Genomic DNA, 25,082 nt, shown 5'->3' with positions numbered 1-25,082 from the left:
TATAAAGGGAGGCATTTGATGCTAGAAGGAAAAATTATAAAGGGGATTAGTGGATTTTATTATGTAGATACTTATAATGGTATTTATGAATGTAAGGCTAGAGGGATATTTAGAAAGCAGAAAATAACACCTTTGGTTGGTGATAGAGTCAAAATAAGCATTGTTGATGAAGATGAAAAAAAGGGTATCTTAGAAGAAATCGACAGTAGAGATACAGAACTTATAAGACCTCCTATTGCAAATGTAGATAAAGCATTAATAGTATTCGCAATAAAAAATCCTAAACCAAACTTATCTCTTTTAGATAGATTTATAGTTTTGGCAGAAAAAGAAAATTTAGAAACTGTAATAATCCTTACAAAAGCAGATTTAGATGATAATGATACATTAGAAACTGTTAAAAATATATATGAACTTAGTGGCTATAAAGTCATTCCTGTAAGTAATATTACTAAGTTAAATATAGATAAAGTAAAAGAAGAATTAAAAGAAAATGTAGTAGTGTTTGCAGGACCATCTGGAGTTGGAAAATCAAGCTTATTAAATGAAATAGATGAAAATTTTAAACTTCAAACAGGAGTTGTAAGTGATAAAATAAAAAGGGGAAAACATACTACTCGTCACGCTGAACTTTTAAAATTAGAATTTGGTGGAATGGTTGCAGATACACCAGGTTTTAGTTCCCTTGTCCTTGAAGATATAGAGGAAGTTGAACTTAAAGATTATTTTATAGAATTTGATAAATTTAATGATTGTAAGTTTGGTTCAAAGTGTATTCATGAAAATGAACCTAATTGTGCTATAAAAGAAGCTGTTACAAATGGAGAAATATCTAAAGAAAGATATGATAGTTATATACAGCTGCTACATGAAATAAGACAAAATAATAGTAGGAGGTATTAGAAACATGATTAAATTAGCACCATCAATATTATCAGCAGATTTTGCAAAATTATTAGAAGATGTAAGAAAAGTAGAAAGTGCAGGATGTGAATATCTTCATATCGATGTAATGGATGGACACTTTGTACCAAACATTACATTAGGACCACTTGTAGTCAAAAGTTTAAAGAAAGAAAATATAAATATGGTATTTGATGCTCATCTTATGATAGAAAATCCAGACCAGTATATTGAAGAATTTGTAAAAGCAGGATGTGATATAATAACTGTTCACCAGGAGGCTTGTGTTCATCTACATAGAACTATACAAAATATAAAATCACATGGAATAAAAGCTGGTGTAGTACTTAATCCAGCTACACCAGTAGATACGATTAAACATGTACTACCTGATTTAGATATGGTATTATTAATGTCTGTTAACCCTGGATTTGGAGGACAATCATTTATTCCTTGTGTTTTAGATAAGATTAAAGAGTTAAAAGCTATTATAGATAGTCAAGGATTAAACATTGATATAGAAGTTGATGGTGGTATAAGCCCTAAAAACGTAGCCGAAGTTGTACAAGCAGGAGCTAATATAATAGTAGCAGGTTCTGCAATATTTGGAAGTGATGACATTCAAGAAACAGTTAATTTATTTAGAAAGAATGCTTCTCTTGAAGAATTAGTTTAAATTTAATAATGAAAATCTGTATTGTTTTAAATGGCGAAATTGAAGATTACGAAGTTACAAGAGATATTATAATTAAGGAATGTTATGACTGCATAATATGTGCAGATGGAGGGGCAAATCACACTTATAAAATGGAAATAATGCCAGATTATATATTAGGAGATTTAGATTCAGTAGAAGAAGAAAAGATAAATTTCTATAAAAATAAAGGTGTTAAATTTGAAAAATTTCCATCTAAAAAAGATGAGACTGATACAGAGCTTTGTCTTTTTTTAGCTAAGACACTTAAAGCAAATCATATTGATTTTTTTGGTGCTTTAGGGGGAAGGATTGACCACACTCTTGCAAATATAAAGCTATTATATTATTTAAAAGAAGATGGTATATATTCTAGGATACTTTCTGATAAAGAAGAGATGTATATAGTTGAAAATGAGGAAATTTCATTGTATGGAAACCCAGGGGACACTATTTCTGTAATAGCTATAAATGGTGATGCTAAGGGTGTAACACTTACTGGCTTAGAATACCCTCTCGATAATTATTATATGAAATACTCTGTACCTATTGGAATATCAAATGTTATGTTGAGTAATTCTTGTAAGATTAAAGTAGAGCAAGGCTGTGTACTTGTAGTTAGAAATTTATAAAATTTGATTTTGACAATTGGTTTTATATTGTAGAGCAGATACAATCAAGTAAAATATATTTATGATTGTATCTGCTTTTTAGTATATAATTATAAATATATAATAAACTTTGACATAAGGGGGATTTTTTGTGGTAGATAGTATTATTTTTGATTTAGATGGAACATTGTGGGATTCAACTGAAGAAGTATGCAAAGTCTGGCAGGATGTTTTAAGTAAACATAAGGAAATAGAATTAAGTGTCACAAAAGATTTATTTAGAAGTCTTATGGGGCTTTCTTTTGAGGAAATAGCAAATCGTTTATTTCCAAATTTAAGTGAAGAAGAAAGAATGAATTTATTGAATGAATGTTCTTTGAAAGAATGTGACTATTTATCTGAAAATGGAGCTAAATTATTTGATGATATAGAAGATACTCTTAAATTACTATCTAAAAAATATAAATTATTTATAGTAAGTAATTGTCAAGCTGGATATATAGAATCTTTTTTAAAAGCACATAAACTAGAACAGTATTTTATAGATTTTGAATGTCCTGGTAATACTGGTTTGCATAAAGGAGAAAATAATAAACTTATAATTGAAAGAAATAAATTAATAAATCCAATCTATGTTGGTGATACGCAAGGTGATGCAAATAGTGCTAAGTTTGTAGGTATACCTTTTATATATGCCAAATATGGGTTTGGGAATGTAGATGTATATGATTATTTTATAGACTCATTTAAAGATTTGTTAGAACATGATATATTAAAATAAGATGAGTTTAAAAATTATATTAAAATAATAAAAAAGTTATGGGGGGATTTAAAAATGGAATTACAAGATACTATTTTTAAAAGACAAAGTGTAAGAAAGTTTAAAAATCAAGATGTATCAGATGAAGATATTTTAAAAATGATAAAAGCAGCAGGTGCAGCACCATCAGGCAAGAATATTCAAAACTGGCATTTTGTTGTTATAAAACGCCGTGATTTAATGGAAAAGATAGCAGATGTGATAACTAAAAAGCAACAAGAAATACTTGCAGAAATGGATAAAGTATCAGTGGATAAGGCTAATAGATTTAGAAAATTTGTTAAAAACTTTACACTATTTTATTTAAAAGCTCCAGTTTTAGTATTAGTTTTTACAAAGGTATATAACCCATCAGGATATTATGAATTAGAGCTTATAGATGCACCTAAGGAGACTATAGATAAATTATTTATAAGAAATCCAGGTATGCAGAGTCTAGGTGCTGCAATTGAAAACTTTACACTATCAGCAATTGAACTTGGATATGGTTCTTGTTGGTTGACAAGTCAAAACTATGCAGCAGATGAGATAGAAGCTGTTTTAGAAGCAGAAACTGGTTTTGAAAAGGGAGAGTATTTTTTAGGTGCAATGTTAGCTCTTGGAGTGCCAGAGGACAATTTGAAGAGTCCATCTAAAAAACCAGTAGAAGAAATATGTACATTTATAAAATAAAAGTCAAGGACATTTTAAAATCGAAGTAAATTAAAAACAAAATAAATTAAAAATAAATATTTAAAAAATTAAAAAGTAGGTTTTATTGATATTAATTTTATATTTCAAATCATTGATTTAATTAATACAATAAGAACTACTTTTTTTTGTATATTAATTTTAAATATATTTAAATCTTTAGAAAATCTTTAGAAAAGTATATGTAATATCTTAAGTTTTTAATTTTAATATTAAGTATATAAAACAAAATGAAAAAATATTAAATTTAAACTAGAAGGAGGTTTCTAAGATGGACATTAAATACAAATAACCAGAACAAAAGATATAAATATATATATAAATGGAAAAACTTCTATCATATTGTATAATCATATATGTAAAGAAAATTTATAAATTAATATAAAGGAGATTAGAATGAATTCATATAATATTTTGGTGGTAGAAGATGAAAAGGAGATAGCAGATGCTATAGAAATATATCTATTAAATCAAGGATATAATGTTTTTAAGGGATACAATGGATTAGAAGGTCTTAAGGTTATAGAAAACCAAGAAATACATTTAGCTATAGTTGATATAATGATGCCTAAAATGGATGGTATAACACTTACAATGAAGCTTAGAGAAAACTATAATTTTCCAGTAATAATGCTATCTGCAAAATCAGAGGAAGTTGACAAAATAATGGGGCTTAATATAGGAGCAGACGATTATGTAACAAAACCTTTTAAGCCATTAGAACTATTGGCTAGAGTTAATTCACAACTTAGAAGGTACACTAAGTATCTAAACATGGTTGGAAATAAAGAGCAAAAGGTAGAAAGTGACGATAGTGTGTTTGCAATAGGCGGATTAGAATTAAATGAAAATACAAAAGAAGTTAGTATTGATGGAAAGTATATAAAAACAACTCCTATAGAATTTAAAATACTAAGTTTACTTATGAGAAATGCAGGAAGAGTTTTTTCTGCTGATGAAATATATGAAAGAGTTTGGAATGAGAATGCTGTAAATACAGATACAGTTATGGTACATGTGAGGAATATAAGGGAAAAGATAGAAATTGACCCAAAAAATCCTAAATATTTAAAGGTGGTGTGGGGTGTTGGATACAAAATTGAAAAAATTTAAAGATAAATATATAGTTACTATTATAGTTTTTATACTTATGTTATCAGCATCATTAGGTATGATTAGTCAATATTCTACTATACAAGCAAGTGCTAAAGGTGGAGCAGAGAATCCATTTGAACAGGAAAGCTTTGTAGATAGTATATATAAAGGAAGTTATGTTTTATATCATAATATGAAGGAAGAACAAGAAGGTAAGATGATACAACCATCAAAGCTATTTATCAATGAAGAAACTATGAACTATATAAAAAATGTAAGTAAAGAAAAAGATACTTATGATGGTTCAGAAACTTACTATACAGATGATAGTATTAATGCAGATTTTAATGAAAACTTTGAAAATTGGGAGCATTTCATTAAAGCGTCAGGAAAGAATTTAAAGTACTATTTAGTTGATAAAGAAAGCAATTTTGAATTTTTTAATGATAATAAAGAATTAGGAGTACTTGATACAACAAAGAATGATGCTTCAAAAGAAAATTCTGATGAAAATCAGTCAAAAAATACAGAAATGAATGATGAGGAAAGACAAAAGCAGATTACAGATATAAAAGAAAACTATAGATTCTACGTTGTAATGAATTTTGATAAAGATGGAAAAGTAAATATTGTAGATTCTTATGGAGTAAATCAAAAAGTTATTAATCAAATGTTGTTATCTAAAGCAAGAGAAGATTTAATGGATACAAGTTTAGGAGGAAATTCAATTTCATATAAGTTATCTCCAATAAAAAATATAACATTAGTATATGCTGTACCTAAAGCAATAAGTAAAGGTGATAGTGTAGAGTATGGTTATGGAAATACTTATTTTGATGATGGTATAATTTCATATATAAGCAATGTAGAAAATAATTCTTATTATAAGATTTCTGGAATGATTTTAAAAATTATATTAGCTATAGTTGTTATTGTAGCTTTAGCATTCCCATATAGAAAATCTAAAGAGTTGCTAGGATTTGATACATTATCAAGAATACCGTTAGAGATACTCTTTATTGCTCTTGCTATTATACAGGGGCTTGTAGATTTATATCCTACTGTTATAATAAGTAATACCTTGAGTGGGAATTATGTAGAGTACCTTATAAACAATGACATAAGTGCTAAAATGGCTAGCATATTGGTAAGTTTAATGAATTTAACTTATTGGTTTGTAATATTCTCAATAATATTTGTATTTATAATACTTTTAAAACACATTTTAAATGTTGGAATAAGAGAGTATTTTACAAAACATACTATGACAGGAATGTTTTTTGTATGGCTAAAAAAAGCAGGAAAAACAGTTATTAATCAAATTAGAACAATAAATCTAAAAGAAAAGCCAAATAAAACTATAGTTACAATTTTGGGAATAAATTTATTGATTATAGTTATAATGTGTAGTATGTGGTTCTTTGGAATAATACTCGCATTAATATATTCAGTAGTATTATTTAAGATACTGTCAGATTACTCTAAAAAGACAATATATGAATATAATCAACTTTTAGATGTTACAAAGAAAATTTCAGATGGAAACTTAGATGTAAATATGGAAAAAGATTTAGGATTTTTTAATCCTATAAAAGACGAATTAGGAAATATTCAAACTGGATTTAAAAAAGCTGTTGACGAAGAGGTTAAGAGTCAAAAGATGAAAACAGAGCTTATATCAAATGTATCACATGACTTAAAAACACCTCTAACATCTATAATCACTTATATAGATTTATTAAAAGATGAAAGTATAACAGATGAAAATCGTAAGTTGTATATTGATACATTAGACAGAAAGTCACAAAGATTGCAACATCTAATAGAAGATTTGTTTGAAGTAAGCAAGGCAAATAGTGGAGATGTTTATTTGAATATAGTAAATGTGGATATTGTATCTCTAATGAAGCAGACACTTTTAGAATTAGATGACAAACTTGCAGATTCATCTCTAATAGTAAAGAATAACTTTTCTAATGAAAAAATAATATTACCATTAGATAGTCAGCGTACATTTAGAGTATTTGAAAATCTTATAATAAATATAAGCAAATATGCAATGCCAAATTCAAGAGTGTATATTGATATTTTAGAAACAGATAATAAAGTAAATATTATGCTTAAAAATATGTCTGCATCTGAGATTGATTTTAGTGTAGATGATATAATGGAGAGATTTGTAAGAGGAGATAAATCACGTAACACAGAAGGTTCTGGTCTTGGTTTAGCGATAGCAAAAAGTTTTATAGAATTACAGGGTGGTAAGATGAATATAAGTGTGGATGGTGATTTATTTAAAGTTACAATTACTTTTAACAAAAATTAGATTAGACTTATTTAATAATTATAAAGTCTATAGAATAAAAGAGTCTGGAAATATTTATGTGTATTCTTTAAATAAAAATTTATAGGTATTGTTTTAAAATAATTTGTAAGCATTATTTCAAAACAGCTTATAAATGTTATTTTAAAACAGAATGTTGATTTATTTAAAAAAGGTGAATCCTAATATACAAGGTTCACCTTTTTATTTTACAAAATGTTATTTAGTGTTACAGAGCTTATAAATAGCATAATATCTGGGTTTACTATTAACATAGTACTAGCAATTTATTTTGAAATCTTGTATAAGCTATTTTATATTATTTAATTACTATTGTTTGTACTTTACAATGTGATAAAGAATTTACCTCTACAGTTTTAGTATTTACTTTAAGCTTGCTAGTATTATCATAGATTTCGTCGAGCATTGCACTATAAGCATCATTGACATTTTTATTGATGTTAAGACTTCCCTTAGCATCCTCATTTTTCATACCATTGAAGATTCTAACTACAATTCCATCTCCTTTTTCTTCTTTCTTTATTGCACTTACTGTGAAATTTGAATTATTTACATTCATCAAACTATATTCATTTTCATATATTTGTTTTTCGTCATTGAATGCAAATATAAGTCTACCATTTAAAAAATCAGCATATTCATATATTTGTATAGGTGTTAAGAATCTCTTAGCTGTATTAGCTACATTTGCTTCATCAAATTTATTGTTATATATGTAAAGACCAAAGTCAAAGTTTAACTCTTTAAGTAATTGTGCATCTGGTGTTGCTATTATTTTTTCTCCAGAAGCTCTTCCTGGTCTATAAAGTAAATTTTCTCTTCCCATATATCCAAATGACCTGAATAGTGTTAATGCTATTGTATCTAAATTATCACCAACTATTTGATATTCTCTTACACAACCAGTTATTAATGCTATTCCTCTTTGTCCATCCTCTAAAGTAACAAAACTTTGCATTGGTTCGATAGTTATAGGTTTTTCTTGCCATGAGTAATTGTCTCTTTTCCACAATGCAAGGTCTTTTTCTAATACTGTTGGTCTTTGTATTATTCCAAATTGTTGATCTGCTATAGAAAACTTAGATGCTATTTCTGTATTAAATAAAACTCTTACTCTATGAGATAGTGCTTGGTTATTTTTTATATTAACATTAAACTTAATTATTTGTTCTTTAGGTTCTAAGGTAATTTTCATTGTTACTGGCATTTTCACAGAAACTTTACCTATAGCCCTTTCTTCCAGTGAAGCTGGTATGGTCAATGAATATTTAAGTATCATTTCTTCTTGAATGTTTGATTTTAGCACTTCTACTGAAGATACAGAATCTAAAGATGAAACATAAATATCTTTTCTTGGAGGAGAATAGTTGTATGAATCTCCATCATCTCCATTATCTTCAATTACAGCTTGGTTTTTATAAGTCTTATTAGATTCTTTATCTAATATTTCTAATGAACCATTTTTATTGGCTGTTATTTTGTAGTATTTGTTTTCTATTTCTTTGCAATTACTTGTTTCTATTTCACATTTATTTTTAGTATCCAATTCAAAAACTAGTTGAGTATATCCCATTGGTGGTATATCTTTTACTGAAAGTGCAATTTTTGCTCTATATACAGTTTTGGGTATATATATTTTTTTACTTGGGTTTAATCTTATTGTTTGAGTTAATATATAATTTGTAATATCTTCTTTTTCTTTTATTATATAATTAAGAATTTCTCCATTTTTATTCTTTATCACAAAATCTTGACCTGGAATATAAGTATCAAATTCTACAACTTCATTTCTGACTTCTGGGAATCCATTGAATACTGTTAATGTTATTTCTTCATTATTATTTTTGATTTGAGTACTTATAAGTCTCATATGCAAATCTAATAAATTTATACTCAAATCTCTGGCTTGTTTGTATCTTGTGTATACATCCTCATTTGTTGTGTCACTATTACAAGAACCTATGCTGTCATGAGCTGCATTTTCAAACATAAGTTTCCATATATCTTTTATAACTAGATGAGGGTATTCATTTCCAAGTGAATAACTTAATGTTAATAATGGTTCAAGTACATTTGTAATATAATTTTCTAATTTGTTATTCATTATTTTAAGGTCTGACCTTGAGGAGAATATGGATTTGTGTATTCTCATATGTTTAGCATTTAAAAATTCACCTTTAAGCTCTGTAAATTCATTTCTTTCATTTCTTACTGAATCTATATAGTTTTCTATATCACTTATTTCGTATTCATTTTCATTATCTATTTCATTAGCTTTTTTTAATATATCAGGAAGGTTTTTTCTTATTGGTGCTTGGTCAAATCCATTTGGAAAATATACGTTATTAGTAGAAGCTTTAACCTTAAGTTTTCCGATTATATCTTTTAAATATTCTTTTAAATCTGAATCATCTTCTGGTATATTACCTCCATAGTAATAACCAAATGGTATTTGAACTGCTAATACTTTTGAACCATCAGAACCTTTCCATATAAACTCTGTTGTATCTACCATATCATCAGAAACTCCACGCCAAAATAATGAACTATCTATTCCAAAACCTCTGTATATTTGTGGCATTTGAGCTGATTGCCCAAAAGAATCTGGTACATATCCAACCCTCATAGGTTCACCAAATTCATTGCATCTATCTATTCCATAGTAAAGGTTTCTAATTATAGATTCTCCTGATATAACCAATTGGTCTGTTTGAGTATACCAAGGTCCAATAACTAATCTTCTTCTTTGAACTAAATCTCTTATTCTATATTCATCCTGAGGTCTCCATTTTAAATAATCATCTAAGAGAGAAGCTTGTGCATCCATAGTAAAGTATTTAAAGTCTTCTTTTTCTTCCAATATGTCTAATATATCTTGAAAATCTTTCATTAAATATATTTTTGACCTTGATGTTGTAAAATACCATTCTCTATCCCAATGACTGTGTGGAACTACATGTACTTTTGTCTTTTTCATAAAAATCCTCCCAAAATTTAATTGAGAATTGAGAGTACACTCAATTCTCAATTATCTAAAATTAAGTTTTTAATTTACATTATATCTAACTCTATTTCATCAAATTCTATATTTTCCGTAGTTTCATCTTCATTGAAGTCTACTAAAGTTGTTGATAGTATTGCTATTACTAAAGCTCCAAATATTGCACCTACTAAGTAAGCCCATCCAGAACCTATTGATATAAATCCATATAATCCACCAACTGGAGGCATTATAGCATGTACACCTAACAAAGCTGATAATCCTACACCCAAAGCGCATCCTATCATATTAACAGGAACTAATTTTAATGGATTTGTTAAAGTGAAAGGAATTGCACCTTCTGTTATTCCAATTATACCCATAACTATATTGCCTTTTCCTGTTTCAGCTAATGCATTGGAAAATTTTGATTTTCTTATGAATGTAGCTAAACCATATCCTAGTGGAGGTATAACTATTGCGCAGTTTACCAATATCGCTGGTAGATAGATTCCCTCTAACAATAATGCATTTCCTGCCATCCAAGCTGCTTTATTTACTGGTCCACCTAAATCGAATCCTATCATTGCGCCTAAAATTAAAGCCAATACCACCGAATTTGTTCCATTTTGACACATTTCAGCTACCCAAGCATTTAATGAAGTATTTATGTTTCCTAAAGGTCCTGCTAATACAACACTCATTAAAAAACCAGTTAATCCAACTGTTATAAGTGGCATTATTATAAGTGGCATCATTCCTGATGCTGACCCAGATATTTTAATTTTTTTCTTTAAAAACTTACAAACATACCCAGCAAAGAAACCTGCTATTACTGCTCCTAAGAATCCTGCATTAGTATTACTTGCTATGAGCCCACCAATAAAACCTGCACCCATAGCTGGTTTCTCACCTATTGAAAATGCTATAAATCCTGCTAATACCGTATTTAATAGACCTATGCCAGTCCAACCAACTTGTTCCATTAAGTAAAGAATATGATAAAAACCAGATACATTTTTATAAGCATCTAAACTTGTTATACCCACTGCTAAAGCTGTAAGCTTTGGGATAGCTACAACTAAAGATGAGCCTATTACAAGTGGCAACATATATGAGATACCTGTCATTAAGTGTCCCTTAAGTTCACTTAAAAGAGATTTATTTTTTTTACTCATTTTTAATCCTCCTATATAAGTTTGTTATATTTTTTGATAATATGTTATAATTATATTAGACAATTTTTTAATTTTTGATTTTTCTCATTCTATATTAGAGTGAGATTTTTTTATTAAGAAATAGCTTCTATACACTTTGTTAAGACAGCTTCTGGTTTTTTTAACGCTATACCTATTTTGACTTTTATCACTTTTTTACCATCAAATCTTTCCATTCCAGATATAGTTTGGTCAGATGCTATAAGTATAAAGTCCGCATCTTGTGCTTCTTCTTTTGTTATAGTATTTACTCGTCCCATAGCACCTTGTTGTTCTACTTTGATTTCATGACCCATTTTTGATGCAGCTTGTTCTAAAGCTTTTGCTGCCATAGGTGTGTGTGCTAATCCTGCTATACATGATGTTATTGCTACTATTTTCATAATTATTCCTCCTTCATTTTATTAGTTATATATTTTACTAAATGACTTGCATCACTAGCATTTTTAACTTCACTTGTAAAATCATCCTCCATTAAACATGTGGCTAATTTAGATAGAGTTTTCAAATGTATATTTCCTTCATTTTTATGTGGGGCTAACAAACTAAATACATATCTAACCTTACTATCATCTAAAGTTTTCCACTCTAACTCGTTAGTTGTTTTAATATAGAGTATGGAAGCTTCCTTTACATTTACACTCTTTGTATGAGGTATCGCAAATCCATCTTTTATTCCTGTTGGAAATTCATTTTCTCTTTTTAGAAGGTCTTTTAAAAGAGCCTCTTTATTAGTTGTAATACCTAGTATATAAGCACTATCTGCAATAAAATTTAATACTTCTTCTTTGCTTTTTAAGTCTTTATCTATAAATATATATTTTTCTTGTAGTACCATATATTTTTCCACTCCATTCATAATGTCTTAACTTATATTTATATTGTAATCATTATCCTAATTAAATTAAATATAACTAATTTCCACTTCGACATGGAAATTTATATTATGATAATAACTAATTTCCATATAGAAGTGGAAATAAATTATTATAATACAATTTTATTAGAGTAATTGTATTATATTAGTGTAAATAGTATAATTTAGAAGAAATTCTATAAGGGGGGATATTTATGCACAAGAGATTGCTCACGTTGTTTAAATTATTAAATGAAAGTGATGATAAAATTACTTGTAAAACTTTAAGTAATCATTTAAAAGTGAGTGAGAGAACTATAAGAAATGATATTACTTCTATAAATGGAACTTTAGAGAAAAATGGTGCTATTATTAAAATAAAAAAAGGAGAAGGATATTATATAGATATTCTTAATTTAGCATTATACCAACAGTATCTAGCATTAATATCTGATGATATTATGGATTCAAGTGAAATACCAGATTCTCCTATAGAAAGAAATCAATATATTTTAAAATATATTCTCTATAACAATACATATATAAAACTAGAAGATTTAGCTAATAGCTTGTATGTGAGTAAATTTACAATACTAAATGACATAAAAAGAATAAAGCCTATTTTGTCAAAGTATAATTTAATATTAGTTTCTAAGCCATATTATGGAGTTAAAGTTGAAGGGAAGGAAATAGATATTCGAAGATGTATTTCTAATAATATGATAAATAGGAATTTTGAAAACTATATAATTGGAATTACAGATAGAGAAATAGAATTATTTAATAATGTAGATTTAATAGAGCTTCAAAGGGTAGTGTTAAGTGAAATTAATAAATTTAATATCAATTTCCTAGATTTTAATCTAAAAAACTTTATTATCCATTTAGCTATTACTGTAAGTAGAATACTTGATGGTTACTGCTTAGATAATGTTTTAGATGTTGTTTTAACAGATTTTCAATCGAATACAACTGTTGAAAATATATTTAATTATATTGAGAGCAAATATACTATAATTATTTCAAAGGCAGACAGAGTTTATCTATATAATCATTTTATAACTAAAAGTTCTCTTTTGGATAACGTTTCCAATAGGGTAGATACTAAAATTATAGAGTATGTTGAAGAAATTTTAGAAGTAATCAACAATCAATATACTTTTGACCTTAGAAATGATAGTGTATTATTTGATGATTTAGTACTGCACTTTAAATCAATTCTCAATTCTAAATCTTATAATTTAAATAAGGTGAATCCCCTTATAAATACAATAAAGAGTAATTATCCTTTAGCATTTGAAATAACTTTAAATGCTATAGAAAAAGTTTTTAAAAATAGTATTTACTCTTTAACAGAAGATGAAATTGGATATGTATCCCTGCATATAGGTGCTGGAATAGAGAGATTTTTTCAAAGTAATATTAAGTGTAAAAACGTAGTATTAGTATGTGGTTCAGGGTATGGTTCAAGTAGGTTATTAGAGGTTCAATTAAACAAAGTTTTTCATGATAAAATAAATATACTTCAATGTCTATCATTTAATCAATTTTTAGCTAGTGAATTGTCAGATGTAGATATAATAATATCGACAATTCCTTTAAATCATGATAGTATTCCTATTGTATTAGTGGATTTAAAACTATTAAAAAAAGATATAGAGAATATATCTAAGTCAATCACTAATAATTCCCATATTTATAGTAATCTTTTGGACAATTTCTTTGATAAAAATTTATTTATTGTTAATCCTAAAATCAAAGATAAAGATGAGCTTATAAAGTTGATGTGCAACAAATTAACTCAAAGTGAAATTGTATTTCCATCATTTGCTGAATCTGTATTTTACAGAGAAAGTTTATCTTCTACCAATATAGATGATTTTTTAGCTATACCTCATCCTATGGAATTAAGCTCTATAAGAACTAAGATTTGTATTTCCATATTGGATGAACCAATATATTGGAGTGAAGATTCTACTGTTAAATTAATCATGATGTTGGCTATAAATAAAGATGATTATATAAAAATAAACTCCATTTATGATATCCTTTTAAAGATAATTCATGACAATGATATTAGAGATAGTATATCTAATTGTAATGATTTTGATAATTTTCTTTCCATAATCAAGTCTATAGTATAGATTTTTATATTACATAAGTTTTAAAAACTTTAATAAAATATTTTTTGTTTTTAGCATAAATAGTATAAGTAAGTTTTGTATAATTTGTTATTATTTTGTATTGATTATAATTATTATACAATAAAGATTCTGTCTCAAAATAGAGAGAGAAACCTGTTTTTCATTGATAAAATGATAAAAATATATCTGATTTCATACAAAAAAGAGTGTCTCATGAACTAAAAAGTTCATTTTGAGACACCACCTTTATTATTTTATATTATTTATCTCTTGTATATATTACTATAGCATCCCTTAAAAACTTAGCTAATCCAGGTTGTTCTCTATCATAATATGATGTAAAACGTTCATCATATACATACATCTGTGCTAGAGAGGAATGAGCTTCTTTAGAGTATGTGTTCCAAGTGTAACTCAACCATTTATGATGTAATTTTGCAACTTCCTGAGCCAGTTCACTAGAGGCATCACCAGTTTTAAAAGCTTTTTTAAGTTTACTAATTATTTCGATATTTAGGTTTTGCCAATTTTCATAATCTTGCTTAGACATATTTTTAAGTTTTTTGTTTGATGTATCTATAATATCTTTACCATATTTCTCTCTAATTTCAGTTCCATAATTTTTTTCATTTTCATCAATCATCTTTTCTTTAAAACCTTCAAATTTTTCTATATCTGTCATAGTGTATTTTCCCTCCTTCAGAGCTATAGTTTTAGTTACATTTTCTATTAGTAAATCAATTTGCTTTCTTTTGGCTAGTAATTTATTATGGTGTTCTTTTAACGCACTTAAACTATCGAAGTTTGGTGAATTTATAATGTTTTTTATATTTTCTAAGTTAATTCCTAATTCTCTATAAAAAAGTATTTGTTGAAGTTTATTAACTTCATTTTGACCATATATACGATAACCTGAAGAATTTATTTTAAGTGGTTTAAGAAGACCTATTTCATCATAATATCTAAGTGTTCTAGTACTTATACCAGCTAGTTTACTTAATTTTTGAACTGTATATTCCATAAGTAGTACCTCCTATAAATTAAATATACACTTTTACGCAACGTAAATGTCAATACATTAAAATATAAAAATTTATATCTTTTAATAAAAATATAAAAAAATATCTTTACTGGATATTTTACACACAACTGTCAATACTCACTAATGAAAATTAAAAAATAAAATTTATAGACTATCTTTACTAAAAAATAGAGGGTCTATAGTCTAGGAGGAACTGTATGAATTTAAAAAGAAGCAATGAAAAACGAGAAGAGTACAGAAGAATGTATTCAGATAAAGAAAGTTTTTTAAGTTTGATTCAAAATTTTACAAGTGTCTCAATAGCAAAAGAATTAACTCTTAAAAATATAGAGTTAGAAACATCTTTTATATGTGAATATAAAGGAAAAGAAGTTGATATAATTTATAAGGTATTTTCTAAAAGCGGCAAAGTATCACATTATATAGTGTTAGAATTTCAAACAGAAATGGATACTGAAATTGTCCCAAGATTGAAATCGTATAGAGAACAAATTTGGAAAAGTTTTATTATGAAAAAAAGCCTTGAAGAAATAGAAGATAAAAATTTTAAACTTCCTAAAGTTATACCAGTTGTTTTATATAGTGGACCTGAAAGGTTAAGTAGAAAAAAAGGAATTTTGGATATTGTAGAATCTATATCGGAGTTCAGTAATAATTCTAGTATGAAAAATTAAAATTACATAATGTGTTTATTGGTCTAAAATGGAAAACTGTCGCATAAACTTGAATATGAAAATATTTATAGATACAGGTTCTATGTGGAGGTGTTCCATGAGAAATAACAAGTCTAAGGTATTGCTAGGAATACTTTGTCTAGCAACAGGAATGGCTGTAATTCTGTCAATGTTGCTTCCTGGCTGGATTTGGTCAGCACTTACCGCATTAATACTTATTGGATGTGGAGCATTATTATTTTTTTGTTAAAATAGTTTTAACTATAAAGTGTGGGGTGAGTATTGATGAAAGTAGTAACAATAAAATTACCAAAATGGATTTCAAGTATAATCCTAAAATTTATGAGAAAGAGTAAAAATGATTAAATTAAAAAGCCTACTTACGGAAGTAGGCTTTTAAACGTGGTTACTAAGCTCTTTCAATTTTACCAGAACGTAAACATCTAGTACAAACTTTTACTCTCTTAGGAGCTCCATCTATAATCGCTCTTACGCTTCTTAAGTTAGCTGACCATGTTCTTTTATTATGTTTATTTGAGTGTGATACTTGGTTTCCAGAAACCTTACCTTTACCACATACGCTACATACTTTTGCCATCTACGCACACCTCCTTAAAATGATAACTATTTAAAGACTAAAAACATATTTATATTATCATAAATAACAAAAATTTGCAATAGAAATATATATTTGCCTTACACATATTGAAGAATTTCTTATTATCATATAAAATTATATATATAATTTTATATAAAGTAAATATATTTGGAAAATAATTATTATTTTTCTTTGAATATATATACTATAGAAGAAATTTTATCCAAAAACTTTTCTAGGTTTAAATTATACCATATTTATAGTATGATATGATTATAATTTTATATAATAAATAAGTAAAAATAGTAAAAAATAAATTAAGAAATGTTTTTAATAAAAATAAGCTTAAGGGGGTCAACCATGAGTGCAAAGGTAACGAATCAATATGGAAATATAGAAATAGATAATCAAGTAATAGCTCAAGTCGTATATAGAGCTGCAATGGAAAGTTATGGCTTAGTAGGTTTAGCATATAAGTCTAAAGGAATAGTAGAGCTATTAAAAGGCGAGAACGCAACTAAAGGTGTAAGAGTTGAGGAAGTAGAAGAAGATGCCATAGCAATCGAACTTTATGTTATAATACAATATGGTACAAATATATCTACTGTTGCCAATAATATAATAGATAGAGTAAAATATGTAGTTGAAAAAATGACTGGCGTAAGAGTTACTAGAATTGATATTAATGTACAAGGAATAAGAGTTAAGTAATTTCATAGGAGGAAACAAATGATTCAATATATAGATGGTAAAAGGTTAAGGGAGATGTTTATTTCAGGTGCAAACAATCTCCAAAACAATAAAGAGTTAGTTGACAAGTTAAATGTATTCCCTGTACCAGATGGAGATACAGGAACTAATATGTCATTAACAATATCTTATGCCTTAAAAGAATTAGCAAAAGTTGAAAATGATAATATATCAGATATCGGAAAAGCATTATCTAAAGGTTCTTTAATGGGAGCTAGAGGAAACTCAGGAGTTATACTTTCACAAATAATCAGAGGTATAGCTAAATCTATAGAAGGAAAAAGTAAATTATCAACAGAAGATTTAGCAAAAGCTTTTAAAAATGGTTCAGACACAGCATATAAAGCTGTAATAAAACCAATTGAAGGAACTATACTTACTGTAGTTAGAGAAAGTGGAGAGTTTGCAATAAAAACTGCGAAAAAAGAGAAAGATGTAGTAAAGTTTTTAAGTATGCTTGTGAAGGAATCAAATTCTTCATTAGAAAGAACTCCAGACCTTCTAAAGAATCTAAAAGAAGCTGGTGTGGTTGACTCTGGTGGAAAGGGTCTTGTACTTATATATGAAGGAATGTTAGCTTCTATAAAAGGCGATAACATAGAAATAAAAAATGTTGACCTAGATACTAATATTTCAACAAGTATGGATTTTACAAAGAGTACTACTAGCACAGATGATATAAAATATTGCTATTGTACAGAATTTATTTTAGAAAGTTCTAAGGTAGAAGATACTAAAATAAGAGACATAATGATGGCTTATGGTGATAGCCTAGCAGTAGTTGGAGATGATGGAGTCATAAAGGTACATGTACACACTAATGACCCAGGAAATGTACTTCAAGAAGCTCTAAAGTACGGTCAATTATTAACTATAAAAATAGAAAATATGAAGTTACAACATGAAAATACATTACTGGATGTAGAAGAAAAGAAAGAAAATGATAGTGAACCTTTAGAAGAAGAAAAAGAGTTTGGGTTTATAGCTACTTCTATGGGTGAAGGTTTGGCAAATATATTTAAAGATTTCGGAGTTGACCATATAATAGAAGGTGGTCAAACTATGAATCCAAGTACTGAAGATTTTATGAATGCTATAAAGCATATAAATGCTAAAAATATATTTATTTTCCCAAATAACAGCAATATAATAATGGCTGCTAATCAGGCAAAAGAATTGAGTGATAAAAATATAATAGTTATACCTACAAAAAATACGCCTCAAGGATTTGCTGCATTAGTAACTTTTAATGGAGAATTAAGTGAAGATGAAAATAAAGAAGCTATGATGAATGCTTTAAACTCAGTTAAATCAGGTCAAGTAACTTTTGCTGTTAGGGATACAGTGATGAACGAAATTGATGTTAAAGAAGGTAATATAATTGGAATTGCAGAAGGGAATTTATTATCAGCAGGAGATTATGTGGATGAAGTAACATCAAACCTTATTGAAAAGTTGGTTGATGAAGATACTGCTATAATAACATTATTCTTTGGTGAAGATGTTACAGAATCTCAAGCAAATGAACTACGTACTTCTTTAGAAGAAAAGTTTGAAGATGTAGATGTAGAGTTATATTATGGAGGACAACCTCTTTATTATTACTTAATTTCAGTTGAATAATGATTATAAGAACCTGTATGACCAAGTAGCTTTTATAAAATTGGTTGTACAGGATTTTTGTGTAGTAGGTGATATATTTGTTGGATTTATATAAAGATGTTCAATATGTTAAGGGAATAGGACCTAAAAAAGCAGATAAATTAAATAAACTGGGTATATTTACACTAAAAGACCTATTGTATTATTTTCCAAGACAATTTGAAGATAGAAATAATCTAAAGAAAATAGCACAATTAGAAGATGGTGAGAAAGTTACGATAAAAGCAGTAATATCAAGTATAAATACATTTAGCCCAAAAGAAGGTATGACTTTAACAAAGATTGATGTAAAAGATGAGACAGGCTCGGCTAAATTAGTGTTTTTTAATAAGAGTTATATAAAAAATACTTTTCGTCCAGGAGATTCAATATTAGTTTTTGGGAAGGTTAAGAAAAAATTTAATAACTTAGAACTTACATCATGTGAATTAGAATATCTTACTAATTCACCTAAGAATACATGTAGATTTATGCCTGTGTACCAGCTTACATACGGTGTTACAAATAAAGAAATTATGAGTATAATTAGAACAGTACTTGAAGATAAAGAATTAATTATACAAGAATATATGCCACAAAGAATTATAGAAAAATATAGGCTATGTAGTATAGATTTTGCAGTTAGAAACATACATTCACCAAGTAGTAAGGAATCATTAAAAATAGCTTTATATAGAATTGTATTTGAAGAATTACTTATACTACAACTAGGGTTGTTTGTATTTAAAAGTGGCAGAAATAAAGAAGATGGAATAAAGTTTGAAACAAGTAAAGACTTAAAAAAAATAATAAGTGCTTTACCATTTAAACTGACTAAAGCTCAAAACAGGGCATTAGATGAAATTATACAAGATATGAATTTAGAGAAAATAATGAATAGATTGGTACAAGGTGATGTAGGGAGTGGTAAAACAGTAGTAGCTCTCTTAGCACTTGCAAATTGTGTTTTAAATGGTTATCAGGGCGCTTTGATGGCACCTACAGAGATATTAGCAGGGCAACATTATATTTCACTTACTGAGTCTCTAAAAGATTTTGGAATAAATGTAGGTCTATTAATAGGTAGTCTTACAAAAAAACAAAAGGATACAGTATTGGAACAAATAAAGAATAATGAGATTGATATATTAATAGGTACACATGCACTAATTGAAGATAAGGTTGAATTTAATAATATTGGTTTAGTTATAACAGATGAACAACATAGATTTGGTGTTATGCAAAGGAGCAAACTTTCATTGAAAGGAGCAAATCCTGATATATTAGTAATGACAGCAACACCAATACCAAGAACTTTAGCACTTATACTCTATGGAGATTTAGATATTTCTATTATAGATGAACTTCCTCCAGGAAGACAGCCAATAGAAACAATTGCTATTGAAAAAAGTAAGCGAGATAGAGCATATAATAACCTTGTAAGAAGAGAGGTTGAATCAGGAAGACAAGTGTACATTGTATGTCCCTTGGTAGAAGAAAGTGAAGCCATAGAAGCCAAATCAGCAGTTGAACTTGTTGAGGAGTTAAGAGCAGAATATTTTCACGACTTAAGGCTTGGGTTGCTTCATGGTAAAATGAAGTCAAGTGAAAAAGATGAAGTAATGAGACTTTTTAAAAATAAAGAAATAGATATTTTAGTTTCAACAACAGTAATAGAAGTTGGTGTCAATGTGCCAAATGCAACATTAATGATAATAGAAAATGCAGAAAGATTTGGACTTGCACAATTACATCAGCTTAGAGGGCGAGTTGGAAGAGGTAGTCATAAATCGTATTGTGTACTAATTTATGATTCTAAAACAGATGTATGTAGACAAAGAATGGCTATAATGGAAGAGACCAATGATGGTTTTAAGATTTCAGAGAAGGATTTAGAAATAAGAGGACCTGGGGAATTTTTTGGGACAAGGCAGCATGGTCTTCCAGAACTTAAGGTAGCAAACTTGTTTAAGCATATAAAAATACTGAAGTTAGCACAGCAAGAAGCTCGATATATATTGGGTGAAGATAATAATCTACAATTAAAAGAAAACATGGCACTCAAAAAAGAAATTATAGATAAATTTAAAGATACATTGAAAGAAATTTCATTAAATTAATTTTAAATTGTGTTAAAATATTACTAATGTAATAATGTGCTGAAGGGAGATTGTCATATTGAGAGTAATTTCAGGAAAAGCGAGAGGATTAAAACTAAATACTCCAAAAAATGAAGATGTAAGGCCAACTACAGATAGAGTAAAAGAGTCTCTATTTAATATGATAAATTCATATATAATGGAAAGTGAAGTTCTGGATTTATTTGCTGGGACTGGTTCTTTAGGAATAGAGTGCTTATCTAGGGGTGCCAAGTCATGTACTTTTGTAGATATCAGTAAGGAAAGCATAGATATTGTTAAGTCCAATATAAAAAAGGCAAGAGTTGAAAGTGAAAGTATTATTTTAAACCTTGATTTTAAGACTGCAATAGATAAACTTAAATTACAAAATAGTAAATTTGACATAATTTTTATGGACCCTCCGTATTATAAAAATATGTTTATAGAAGCTATTGAAAAAATTGATAATTCTAATCTATTGAACGAAGATGGAATAATAGTTGTAGAACATGATACGAATGATTTATTTCCAGATAAGATATGTAAATTGGAGAAAACTAGAGATAAGAAATATGGAAATACTACATTAACTTTTTATAAGATGGAGGCATAATATGGAAAATAAACCTAGAAAAGCTATATTTGCAGGAAGTTTTGACCCAATTACTAATGGACATTTAGATATTATTTGCAGGGCTTCGAAGTTATTTGACGAATTACAAATAGGAGTATTAAATAATCCTAATAAAAAGGGTCTATTTAGCTTTGATGAAAGAGTAAAACTTATAGAAAAAAGTACAAGCCATTTAAATAATATAAAAGTTGTGACTTTTGATGGTTTATTAATAAATTACTGTCAGGAAAATGGGATTGGAGCATTAGTTAGAGGTGTGAGAAGTGGTGCTGATGTTGATTATGAACTTCAGATGGCACATATGAATAGAGAGCTTAATCCAGATATAGAGACTATAATTTTACCAAGTTGTACAAAATATTCATTTATAAGTTCATCTTTAATAAAAGAGGTTTTGCTCTTTGATGCTGATATAAAAAATTTGGTTCCAAAGATTGTTTTGGAAGAATTAAAGAAAAAAACTAGTGGGGGTAATTGATATATGAAGATAGATTTAGAAATGATTGAACTATTTGAGCAGTTAGAGGAGATATTTAGAAGTGCTTCTACAATCCCTTTCTCACATAAATGCACAGTGGATAAAGATGAGGTTTTAGCAATAATTAATGATATAAGAACTTTAATACCAGAAGAAGTAACACAGGCAGTATGGATTAATAAAGAAAGAAATAAAATAATAAGTCAAGCTAAGCAAGATGCTACAAATATAGTTGAACAAGCGAAAAAAGAAGCTGAGAGAATACAACAAGAATATCAAGATAATATAGAGGAATTAAAGAAAAATTCTGAAGATGTAGTAAAGGCATATGTAGAATCCAGCGAACCTGTTGTTCAAGCAGACCAAAGAGCAAAAGATATAGTTGATAGAGCTGAGAGAATAGCCAATGAGATAAGAATTGGGTCAATTGAATATGCAGAGGATGTGCTTTCTAGTGTTGAGTATAATTTAAGAGAAATATTAGAAGAAGTAAAAAGAGATAAAGCTGAACTTAGACCTAAAAAATAAATTTTAAATAAATAAAAATGGAGCTATCACACAAAAAATTCCAATTTATGTGTGATAGCTCTCTTTTAATATAGCAATTTTTTGTTATATAATTGTGCTTTTTAGATTACTTATATCTTATTTTGATATTATAATGTAGTTTAATCTTTTATTTGTTGAAATCAACTTATTTATTTGTATAAATAATATAGGTTATTTTCAAATTTTTTTAATAATTTTACCACTGTCTTCTTTTAGATTAGAGTTAGACTGTGCAAAATTATAAAATAATACTAAATCATGTGCAATTATTTGGTATGGCACTACATGTAGAAAATATAGATAATAAAATTAAGGAGGTAGTATGAAGGAAAGGGCTAAAAAAATATTAGATTTTATTATTAAAAATAACAATGTAACATCACAAGAACTACAAGAAAAGTTTAATGTTTCAAAGAGAACTATTTATTACGATATTCTAGCTATAAATAAACAACTAGGAAAAAGTGGTAATATAAAAAATGTAAAACACAAATTTATATTTGAAGGTAATTTATGTGATGCAAGGAAAATAATTTCAACTGAAGAAGATAAATTTTTAGATAGTGATTACAGAAAAACTTTTATATTAAACAAGATATTACTTGGCGAAAAAATATCAATAGAAAAACTAACAAATGAAATGTTACTTTCAAAAAACACAGTAGTACAAACAATAACTGATGTAAAAAAATACCTTCAAACAATGGGATTAAGATTAGAGTATAAGGGAAAGTACAAAATTATAGGTGATGAATACGTTATTAGAGAGCTGTTTCTGATAATTGTTCAAGAAAACGTACTGGAAATTAATTCTATAAGTGAGGAAGTAAGTAGTTTCGATACAAAAGGACATATAAAACTTACTGATTATTCTTTATTAAATCTAACTAAGTTTGTGGAATTTCTAAATAAAAGGATAAGAGATGGGAAAACATTATACTCATATAAATATCTAAATGAAGCTAAAAAAATTAGTTACTTTAGTAATTGTAAAGAACTTTTATGTGAAGAAGCTAATGAAAATGAACAAGCCTATATATGCACTTACATAAGCTCACTTCCCAGCTTAAATAGTGAAGTTAAGGAAGATGTTGTTGAAGAATATGTAGATAAACTTATAGATAAGTTTGAAGTAAATACAGCAATAAAATTAGAAAGTAAGCATGAGTTTAAGAAAAATATTTTAAGGCACCTCCACTCTTCTTACAACAGAATACGATTTAAGTTTCCTATTAGAAATCCAATGTTAGATGAGACTAAGTATAAACATGAGTCACTTTATAAAATTATAAAATCAATTATAGAGAATGAAGAAGAGTTTCCTGTATTTGAGGGGATAAGAGAAGAAGAAATAGGATTTATAGCAGCGTATTTTGGAGGATATTTAAGAGGGTCTAGGGATAATGGTCTAAGAAGAAATAAAGTCTTACTAGTTTGTCCTAATGGTCTTATGGTATCAAAGAGTTTGGAAATACAACTATATAAATACATACCAACCATAGAAATAGTAGGTATAGTATCCATTAAGCAACTAAAAGAAGTAAATGTATACTACGATTACATAATTACAACTATAGATATACAAAATGTAAACAACGTAATTGTTGTAAATCCTCTTTTAACATCATCAGATGTTCAATTACTTATGAACAAACTAATAAGTGTAAAAGAAAACGAGAAGTATTTCAATCTTGAATTAATAATACAAGCTATAAGAAAAAATGGAGTTATCAATAATGAAGAAGCACTAAAAGCTGATTTATTAAACATAATACACAAGATAGATGAAGGAGAGATGTATCAACCAATGTTAAAGGAATTAATTAATGCAGAAAGGGTCAATATAATAAAAAATGTTAGAGATTGGAAAGAAGCAATAAAAATAGCCTCAAAGCCATTGTTAGAAGATAACTCTATAGAAGAGTTATATATAGAAAATATGATAAAGTCAGTTGAGAAATATGGACCATATATTGTTTTAGCTGATAGATTTGCTCTACCACATGCAAGTTCTAAAGAAGGAGTAAACAAGCTTGCTATGTCTTTACTAATAGTAGAAGATGAAGTTGATTTATTAGGAAAACCAGTAAATATATTTATGGTATTAGCTGCTGTAGATAACACTACTCACATTAGAGCATTAGCATCACTATCAGAGATGATGTACGAGGAAGAAAATGTAAAACTAATAATTAATGGTGATAAAAGTTCAATACTAGAACTTATAAATAAGCAAAATTAG

General features: G+C 27.6%; 23 protein-coding genes. 17 read left to right on the top strand and 6 right to left on the bottom strand.

Going from position 1 to position 25,082, the window contains the following annotated elements; translation table 11 throughout:
- Window positions 1–18: 18 nt before the first annotated feature.
- From rsgA to CDIF1296T_RS13565, 7 genes are all read left to right on the top strand, one after another.
- A complete protein-coding gene (rsgA, locus tag CDIF1296T_RS13595) occupies window positions 19–903 on the top strand; it encodes a ribosome small subunit-dependent GTPase A (RefSeq protein WP_009897779.1) in 885 nt (294 codons plus the stop codon).
- Window positions 904–907: 4 nt separating this feature from the next.
- Window positions 908–1,579, top strand: coding sequence for a ribulose-phosphate 3-epimerase (rpe, locus tag CDIF1296T_RS13590; protein ID WP_009897778.1), 672 nt, complete (start codon window positions 908–910; stop codon window positions 1,577–1,579).
- Between the two features lie 8 nt (window positions 1,580–1,587).
- On the top strand, window positions 1,588–2,229 hold the full coding sequence (locus tag CDIF1296T_RS13585) for a thiamine diphosphokinase (RefSeq protein ID WP_004454892.1): 642 nt from the start codon (window positions 1,588–1,590) through the stop codon (window positions 2,227–2,229).
- A gap of 130 nt (window positions 2,230–2,359) precedes the next feature.
- The gene (locus tag CDIF1296T_RS13580; protein ID WP_009890785.1) at window positions 2,360–2,989 is read left to right on the top strand and encodes an HAD family hydrolase; all 630 of its coding nucleotides are present in this window, start codon (window positions 2,360–2,362) and stop codon (window positions 2,987–2,989) included.
- 54 nt (window positions 2,990–3,043) lie between these two features.
- The gene (locus CDIF1296T_RS13575; protein WP_009897777.1) at window positions 3,044–3,700 is read left to right on the top strand and encodes a nitroreductase family protein; all 657 of its coding nucleotides are present in this window, start codon (window positions 3,044–3,046) and stop codon (window positions 3,698–3,700) included.
- A 414-nt stretch (window positions 3,701–4,114) separates the two neighbouring features.
- A complete protein-coding gene (locus CDIF1296T_RS13570; protein ID WP_003431132.1) occupies window positions 4,115–4,831 on the top strand; it encodes a response regulator transcription factor in 717 nt (238 codons plus the stop codon).
- Window positions 4,803–7,139: a HAMP domain-containing sensor histidine kinase gene (locus CDIF1296T_RS13565; RefSeq protein WP_022618542.1), complete on the top strand. Its 2,337-nt coding sequence runs from the start codon at window positions 4,803–4,805 to the stop codon at window positions 7,137–7,139. The genes CDIF1296T_RS13570 and CDIF1296T_RS13565 overlap by 29 nt, the downstream gene beginning before the upstream one ends.
- A gap of 316 nt (window positions 7,140–7,455) precedes the next feature.
- On the opposite strand, the gene mngB is transcribed toward CDIF1296T_RS13565, so the two are convergent.
- The 4 genes from mngB to CDIF1296T_RS13545 form a co-directional block, all read right to left on the bottom strand.
- Entirely contained in the window at window positions 7,456–10,134 is a 2,679-nt protein-coding gene (gene mngB / locus CDIF1296T_RS13560) for a mannosylglycerate hydrolase (protein WP_009897775.1), read from the bottom strand.
- A gap of 74 nt (window positions 10,135–10,208) precedes the next feature.
- Window positions 10,209–11,315 carry a PTS fructose transporter subunit IIC gene (locus tag CDIF1296T_RS13555; RefSeq protein ID WP_009897774.1) on the bottom strand — a complete coding sequence of 369 codons (1,107 nt, stop codon included), beginning with the start codon at window positions 11,313–11,315 and terminating at the stop codon, window positions 10,209–10,211.
- Between the two features lie 113 nt (window positions 11,316–11,428).
- A complete protein-coding gene (locus CDIF1296T_RS13550) occupies window positions 11,429–11,737 on the bottom strand; it encodes a PTS fructose transporter subunit IIB (RefSeq protein ID WP_004454881.1) in 309 nt (102 codons plus the stop codon).
- A 2-nt stretch (window positions 11,738–11,739) separates the two neighbouring features.
- A complete protein-coding gene (locus CDIF1296T_RS13545; RefSeq protein ID WP_009897772.1) occupies window positions 11,740–12,192 on the bottom strand; it encodes a PTS sugar transporter subunit IIA in 453 nt (150 codons plus the stop codon).
- A 233-nt stretch (window positions 12,193–12,425) separates the two neighbouring features.
- On the opposite strand from CDIF1296T_RS13545, the gene CDIF1296T_RS13540 reads away from it, so the two are divergent.
- The gene (locus CDIF1296T_RS13540; protein WP_009897770.1) at window positions 12,426–14,354 is read left to right on the top strand and encodes a BglG family transcription antiterminator; all 1,929 of its coding nucleotides are present in this window, start codon (window positions 12,426–12,428) and stop codon (window positions 14,352–14,354) included.
- A gap of 259 nt (window positions 14,355–14,613) precedes the next feature.
- Here the strand turns inward: CDIF1296T_RS13540 and CDIF1296T_RS13535 are convergent, their stop codons facing one another.
- Window positions 14,614–15,375: a MerR family transcriptional regulator gene (locus CDIF1296T_RS13535; RefSeq protein ID WP_009890775.1), complete on the bottom strand. Its 762-nt coding sequence runs from the start codon at window positions 15,373–15,375 to the stop codon at window positions 14,614–14,616.
- 218 nt (window positions 15,376–15,593) lie between these two features.
- Here CDIF1296T_RS13535 and CDIF1296T_RS13530 point away from each other — a divergent pair, with 218 nt between their 5' ends.
- Together CDIF1296T_RS13530 and CDIF1296T_RS13525 are read left to right on the top strand one after the other, a co-directional pair.
- Window positions 15,594–16,070: an Rpn family recombination-promoting nuclease/putative transposase gene (locus CDIF1296T_RS13530; protein WP_004454873.1), complete on the top strand. Its 477-nt coding sequence runs from the start codon at window positions 15,594–15,596 to the stop codon at window positions 16,068–16,070.
- A gap of 97 nt (window positions 16,071–16,167) precedes the next feature.
- Entirely contained in the window at window positions 16,168–16,320 is a 153-nt protein-coding gene (locus tag CDIF1296T_RS13525; protein ID WP_009893656.1) for a hypothetical protein, read from the top strand.
- 159 nt (window positions 16,321–16,479) lie between these two features.
- Here the strand turns inward: CDIF1296T_RS13525 and rpmB are convergent, their stop codons facing one another.
- Window positions 16,480–16,668 (bottom strand): 50S ribosomal protein L28, encoded by a 189-nt coding sequence (gene rpmB, locus CDIF1296T_RS13520; protein WP_003416297.1) that lies wholly within the window; start codon window positions 16,666–16,668, stop codon window positions 16,480–16,482.
- A 360-nt stretch (window positions 16,669–17,028) separates the two neighbouring features.
- Between rpmB and CDIF1296T_RS13515 the strand changes: the two genes are divergently transcribed.
- The 7 genes from CDIF1296T_RS13515 (at window position 17,029) to CDIF1296T_RS13485 (ending at window position 25,082) form a co-directional block, all read left to right on the top strand.
- The gene (locus CDIF1296T_RS13515; RefSeq protein ID WP_003431114.1) at window positions 17,029–17,379 is read left to right on the top strand and encodes an Asp23/Gls24 family envelope stress response protein; all 351 of its coding nucleotides are present in this window, start codon (window positions 17,029–17,031) and stop codon (window positions 17,377–17,379) included.
- An 18-nt stretch (window positions 17,380–17,397) separates the two neighbouring features.
- A complete protein-coding gene (locus tag CDIF1296T_RS13510) occupies window positions 17,398–19,041 on the top strand; it encodes a DAK2 domain-containing protein (protein WP_009897767.1) in 1,644 nt (547 codons plus the stop codon).
- 80 nt (window positions 19,042–19,121) lie between these two features.
- On the top strand, window positions 19,122–21,179 hold the full coding sequence (recG, locus tag CDIF1296T_RS13505; protein WP_009897764.1) for an ATP-dependent DNA helicase RecG: 2,058 nt from the start codon (window positions 19,122–19,124) through the stop codon (window positions 21,177–21,179).
- A gap of 58 nt (window positions 21,180–21,237) precedes the next feature.
- Window positions 21,238–21,792: a 16S rRNA (guanine(966)-N(2))-methyltransferase RsmD gene (rsmD, locus tag CDIF1296T_RS13500; protein ID WP_003431108.1), complete on the top strand. Its 555-nt coding sequence runs from the start codon at window positions 21,238–21,240 to the stop codon at window positions 21,790–21,792.
- Window position 21,793: 1 nt separating this feature from the next.
- Window positions 21,794–22,291 (top strand): pantetheine-phosphate adenylyltransferase, encoded by a 498-nt coding sequence (gene coaD / locus CDIF1296T_RS13495; RefSeq protein WP_003416314.1) that lies wholly within the window; start codon window positions 21,794–21,796, stop codon window positions 22,289–22,291.
- Between the two features lie 3 nt (window positions 22,292–22,294).
- Entirely contained in the window at window positions 22,295–22,819 is a 525-nt protein-coding gene (locus CDIF1296T_RS13490) for a hypothetical protein (RefSeq protein WP_004454870.1), read from the top strand.
- A gap of 343 nt (window positions 22,820–23,162) precedes the next feature.
- Window positions 23,163–25,082 carry a BglG family transcription antiterminator gene (locus tag CDIF1296T_RS13485; RefSeq protein ID WP_009897758.1) on the top strand — a complete coding sequence of 640 codons (1,920 nt, stop codon included), beginning with the start codon at window positions 23,163–23,165 and terminating at the stop codon, window positions 25,080–25,082.

Source organism: Clostridioides difficile ATCC 9689 = DSM 1296 (assembly GCF_001077535.1).
In the GTDB taxonomy this organism is placed as follows: Bacteria; Bacillota; Clostridia; order Peptostreptococcales; family Peptostreptococcaceae; genus Clostridioides; species Clostridioides difficile.
Note: the sequence above shows the minus strand (reverse complement) of the source record. Positions and strands in the feature narration are given on the sequence as shown.

Excerpts from the sequence above, each read along its gene's own strand:
- CDIF1296T_RS13515 (WP_003431114.1), top strand. The coding sequence starts at position 17,029 with ATGAGTGCAAAGGTAACGAATCAATATGGAAATATAGAAATAGATAAT.
- CDIF1296T_RS13490 (WP_004454870.1), top strand. The coding sequence starts at position 22,295 with ATGAAGATAGATTTAGAAATGATTGAACTATTTGAGCAGTTAGAGGAG.
- rpmB (WP_003416297.1), bottom strand. The coding sequence starts at position 16,668 with ATGGCAAAAGTATGTAGCGTATGTGGTAAAGGTAAGGTTTCTGGAAAC.
- rpe (WP_009897778.1), top strand. The coding sequence starts at position 908 with ATGATTAAATTAGCACCATCAATATTATCAGCAGATTTTGCAAAATTA.
- CDIF1296T_RS13570 (WP_003431132.1), top strand. The coding sequence starts at position 4,115 with ATGAATTCATATAATATTTTGGTGGTAGAAGATGAAAAGGAGATAGCA.
- CDIF1296T_RS13545 (WP_009897772.1), bottom strand. The coding sequence starts at position 12,192 with ATGGTACTACAAGAAAAATATATATTTATAGATAAAGACTTAAAAAGC.
- CDIF1296T_RS13540 (WP_009897770.1), top strand. The coding sequence starts at position 12,426 with ATGCACAAGAGATTGCTCACGTTGTTTAAATTATTAAATGAAAGTGAT.
- mngB (WP_009897775.1), bottom strand. The coding sequence starts at position 10,134 with ATGAAAAAGACAAAAGTACATGTAGTTCCACACAGTCATTGGGATAGA.
- coaD (WP_003416314.1), top strand. The coding sequence starts at position 21,794 with ATGGAAAATAAACCTAGAAAAGCTATATTTGCAGGAAGTTTTGACCCA.
- CDIF1296T_RS13550 (WP_004454881.1), bottom strand. The coding sequence starts at position 11,737 with ATGAAAATAGTAGCAATAACATCATGTATAGCAGGATTAGCACACACA.
- CDIF1296T_RS13485 (WP_009897758.1), top strand. The coding sequence starts at position 23,163 with ATGAAGGAAAGGGCTAAAAAAATATTAGATTTTATTATTAAAAATAAC.
- CDIF1296T_RS13555 (WP_009897774.1), bottom strand. The coding sequence starts at position 11,315 with ATGAGTAAAAAAAATAAATCTCTTTTAAGTGAACTTAAGGGACACTTA.
- CDIF1296T_RS13585 (WP_004454892.1), top strand. The coding sequence starts at position 1,588 with ATGAAAATCTGTATTGTTTTAAATGGCGAAATTGAAGATTACGAAGTT.
- CDIF1296T_RS13535 (WP_009890775.1), bottom strand. The coding sequence starts at position 15,375 with ATGGAATATACAGTTCAAAAATTAAGTAAACTAGCTGGTATAAGTACT.
- CDIF1296T_RS13575 (WP_009897777.1), top strand. The coding sequence starts at position 3,044 with ATGGAATTACAAGATACTATTTTTAAAAGACAAAGTGTAAGAAAGTTT.
- CDIF1296T_RS13510 (WP_009897767.1), top strand. The coding sequence starts at position 17,398 with ATGATTCAATATATAGATGGTAAAAGGTTAAGGGAGATGTTTATTTCA.
- rsgA (WP_009897779.1), top strand. The coding sequence starts at position 19 with ATGCTAGAAGGAAAAATTATAAAGGGGATTAGTGGATTTTATTATGTA.
- CDIF1296T_RS13525 (WP_009893656.1), top strand. The coding sequence starts at position 16,168 with ATGAGAAATAACAAGTCTAAGGTATTGCTAGGAATACTTTGTCTAGCA.
- CDIF1296T_RS13530 (WP_004454873.1), top strand. The coding sequence starts at position 15,594 with ATGAATTTAAAAAGAAGCAATGAAAAACGAGAAGAGTACAGAAGAATG.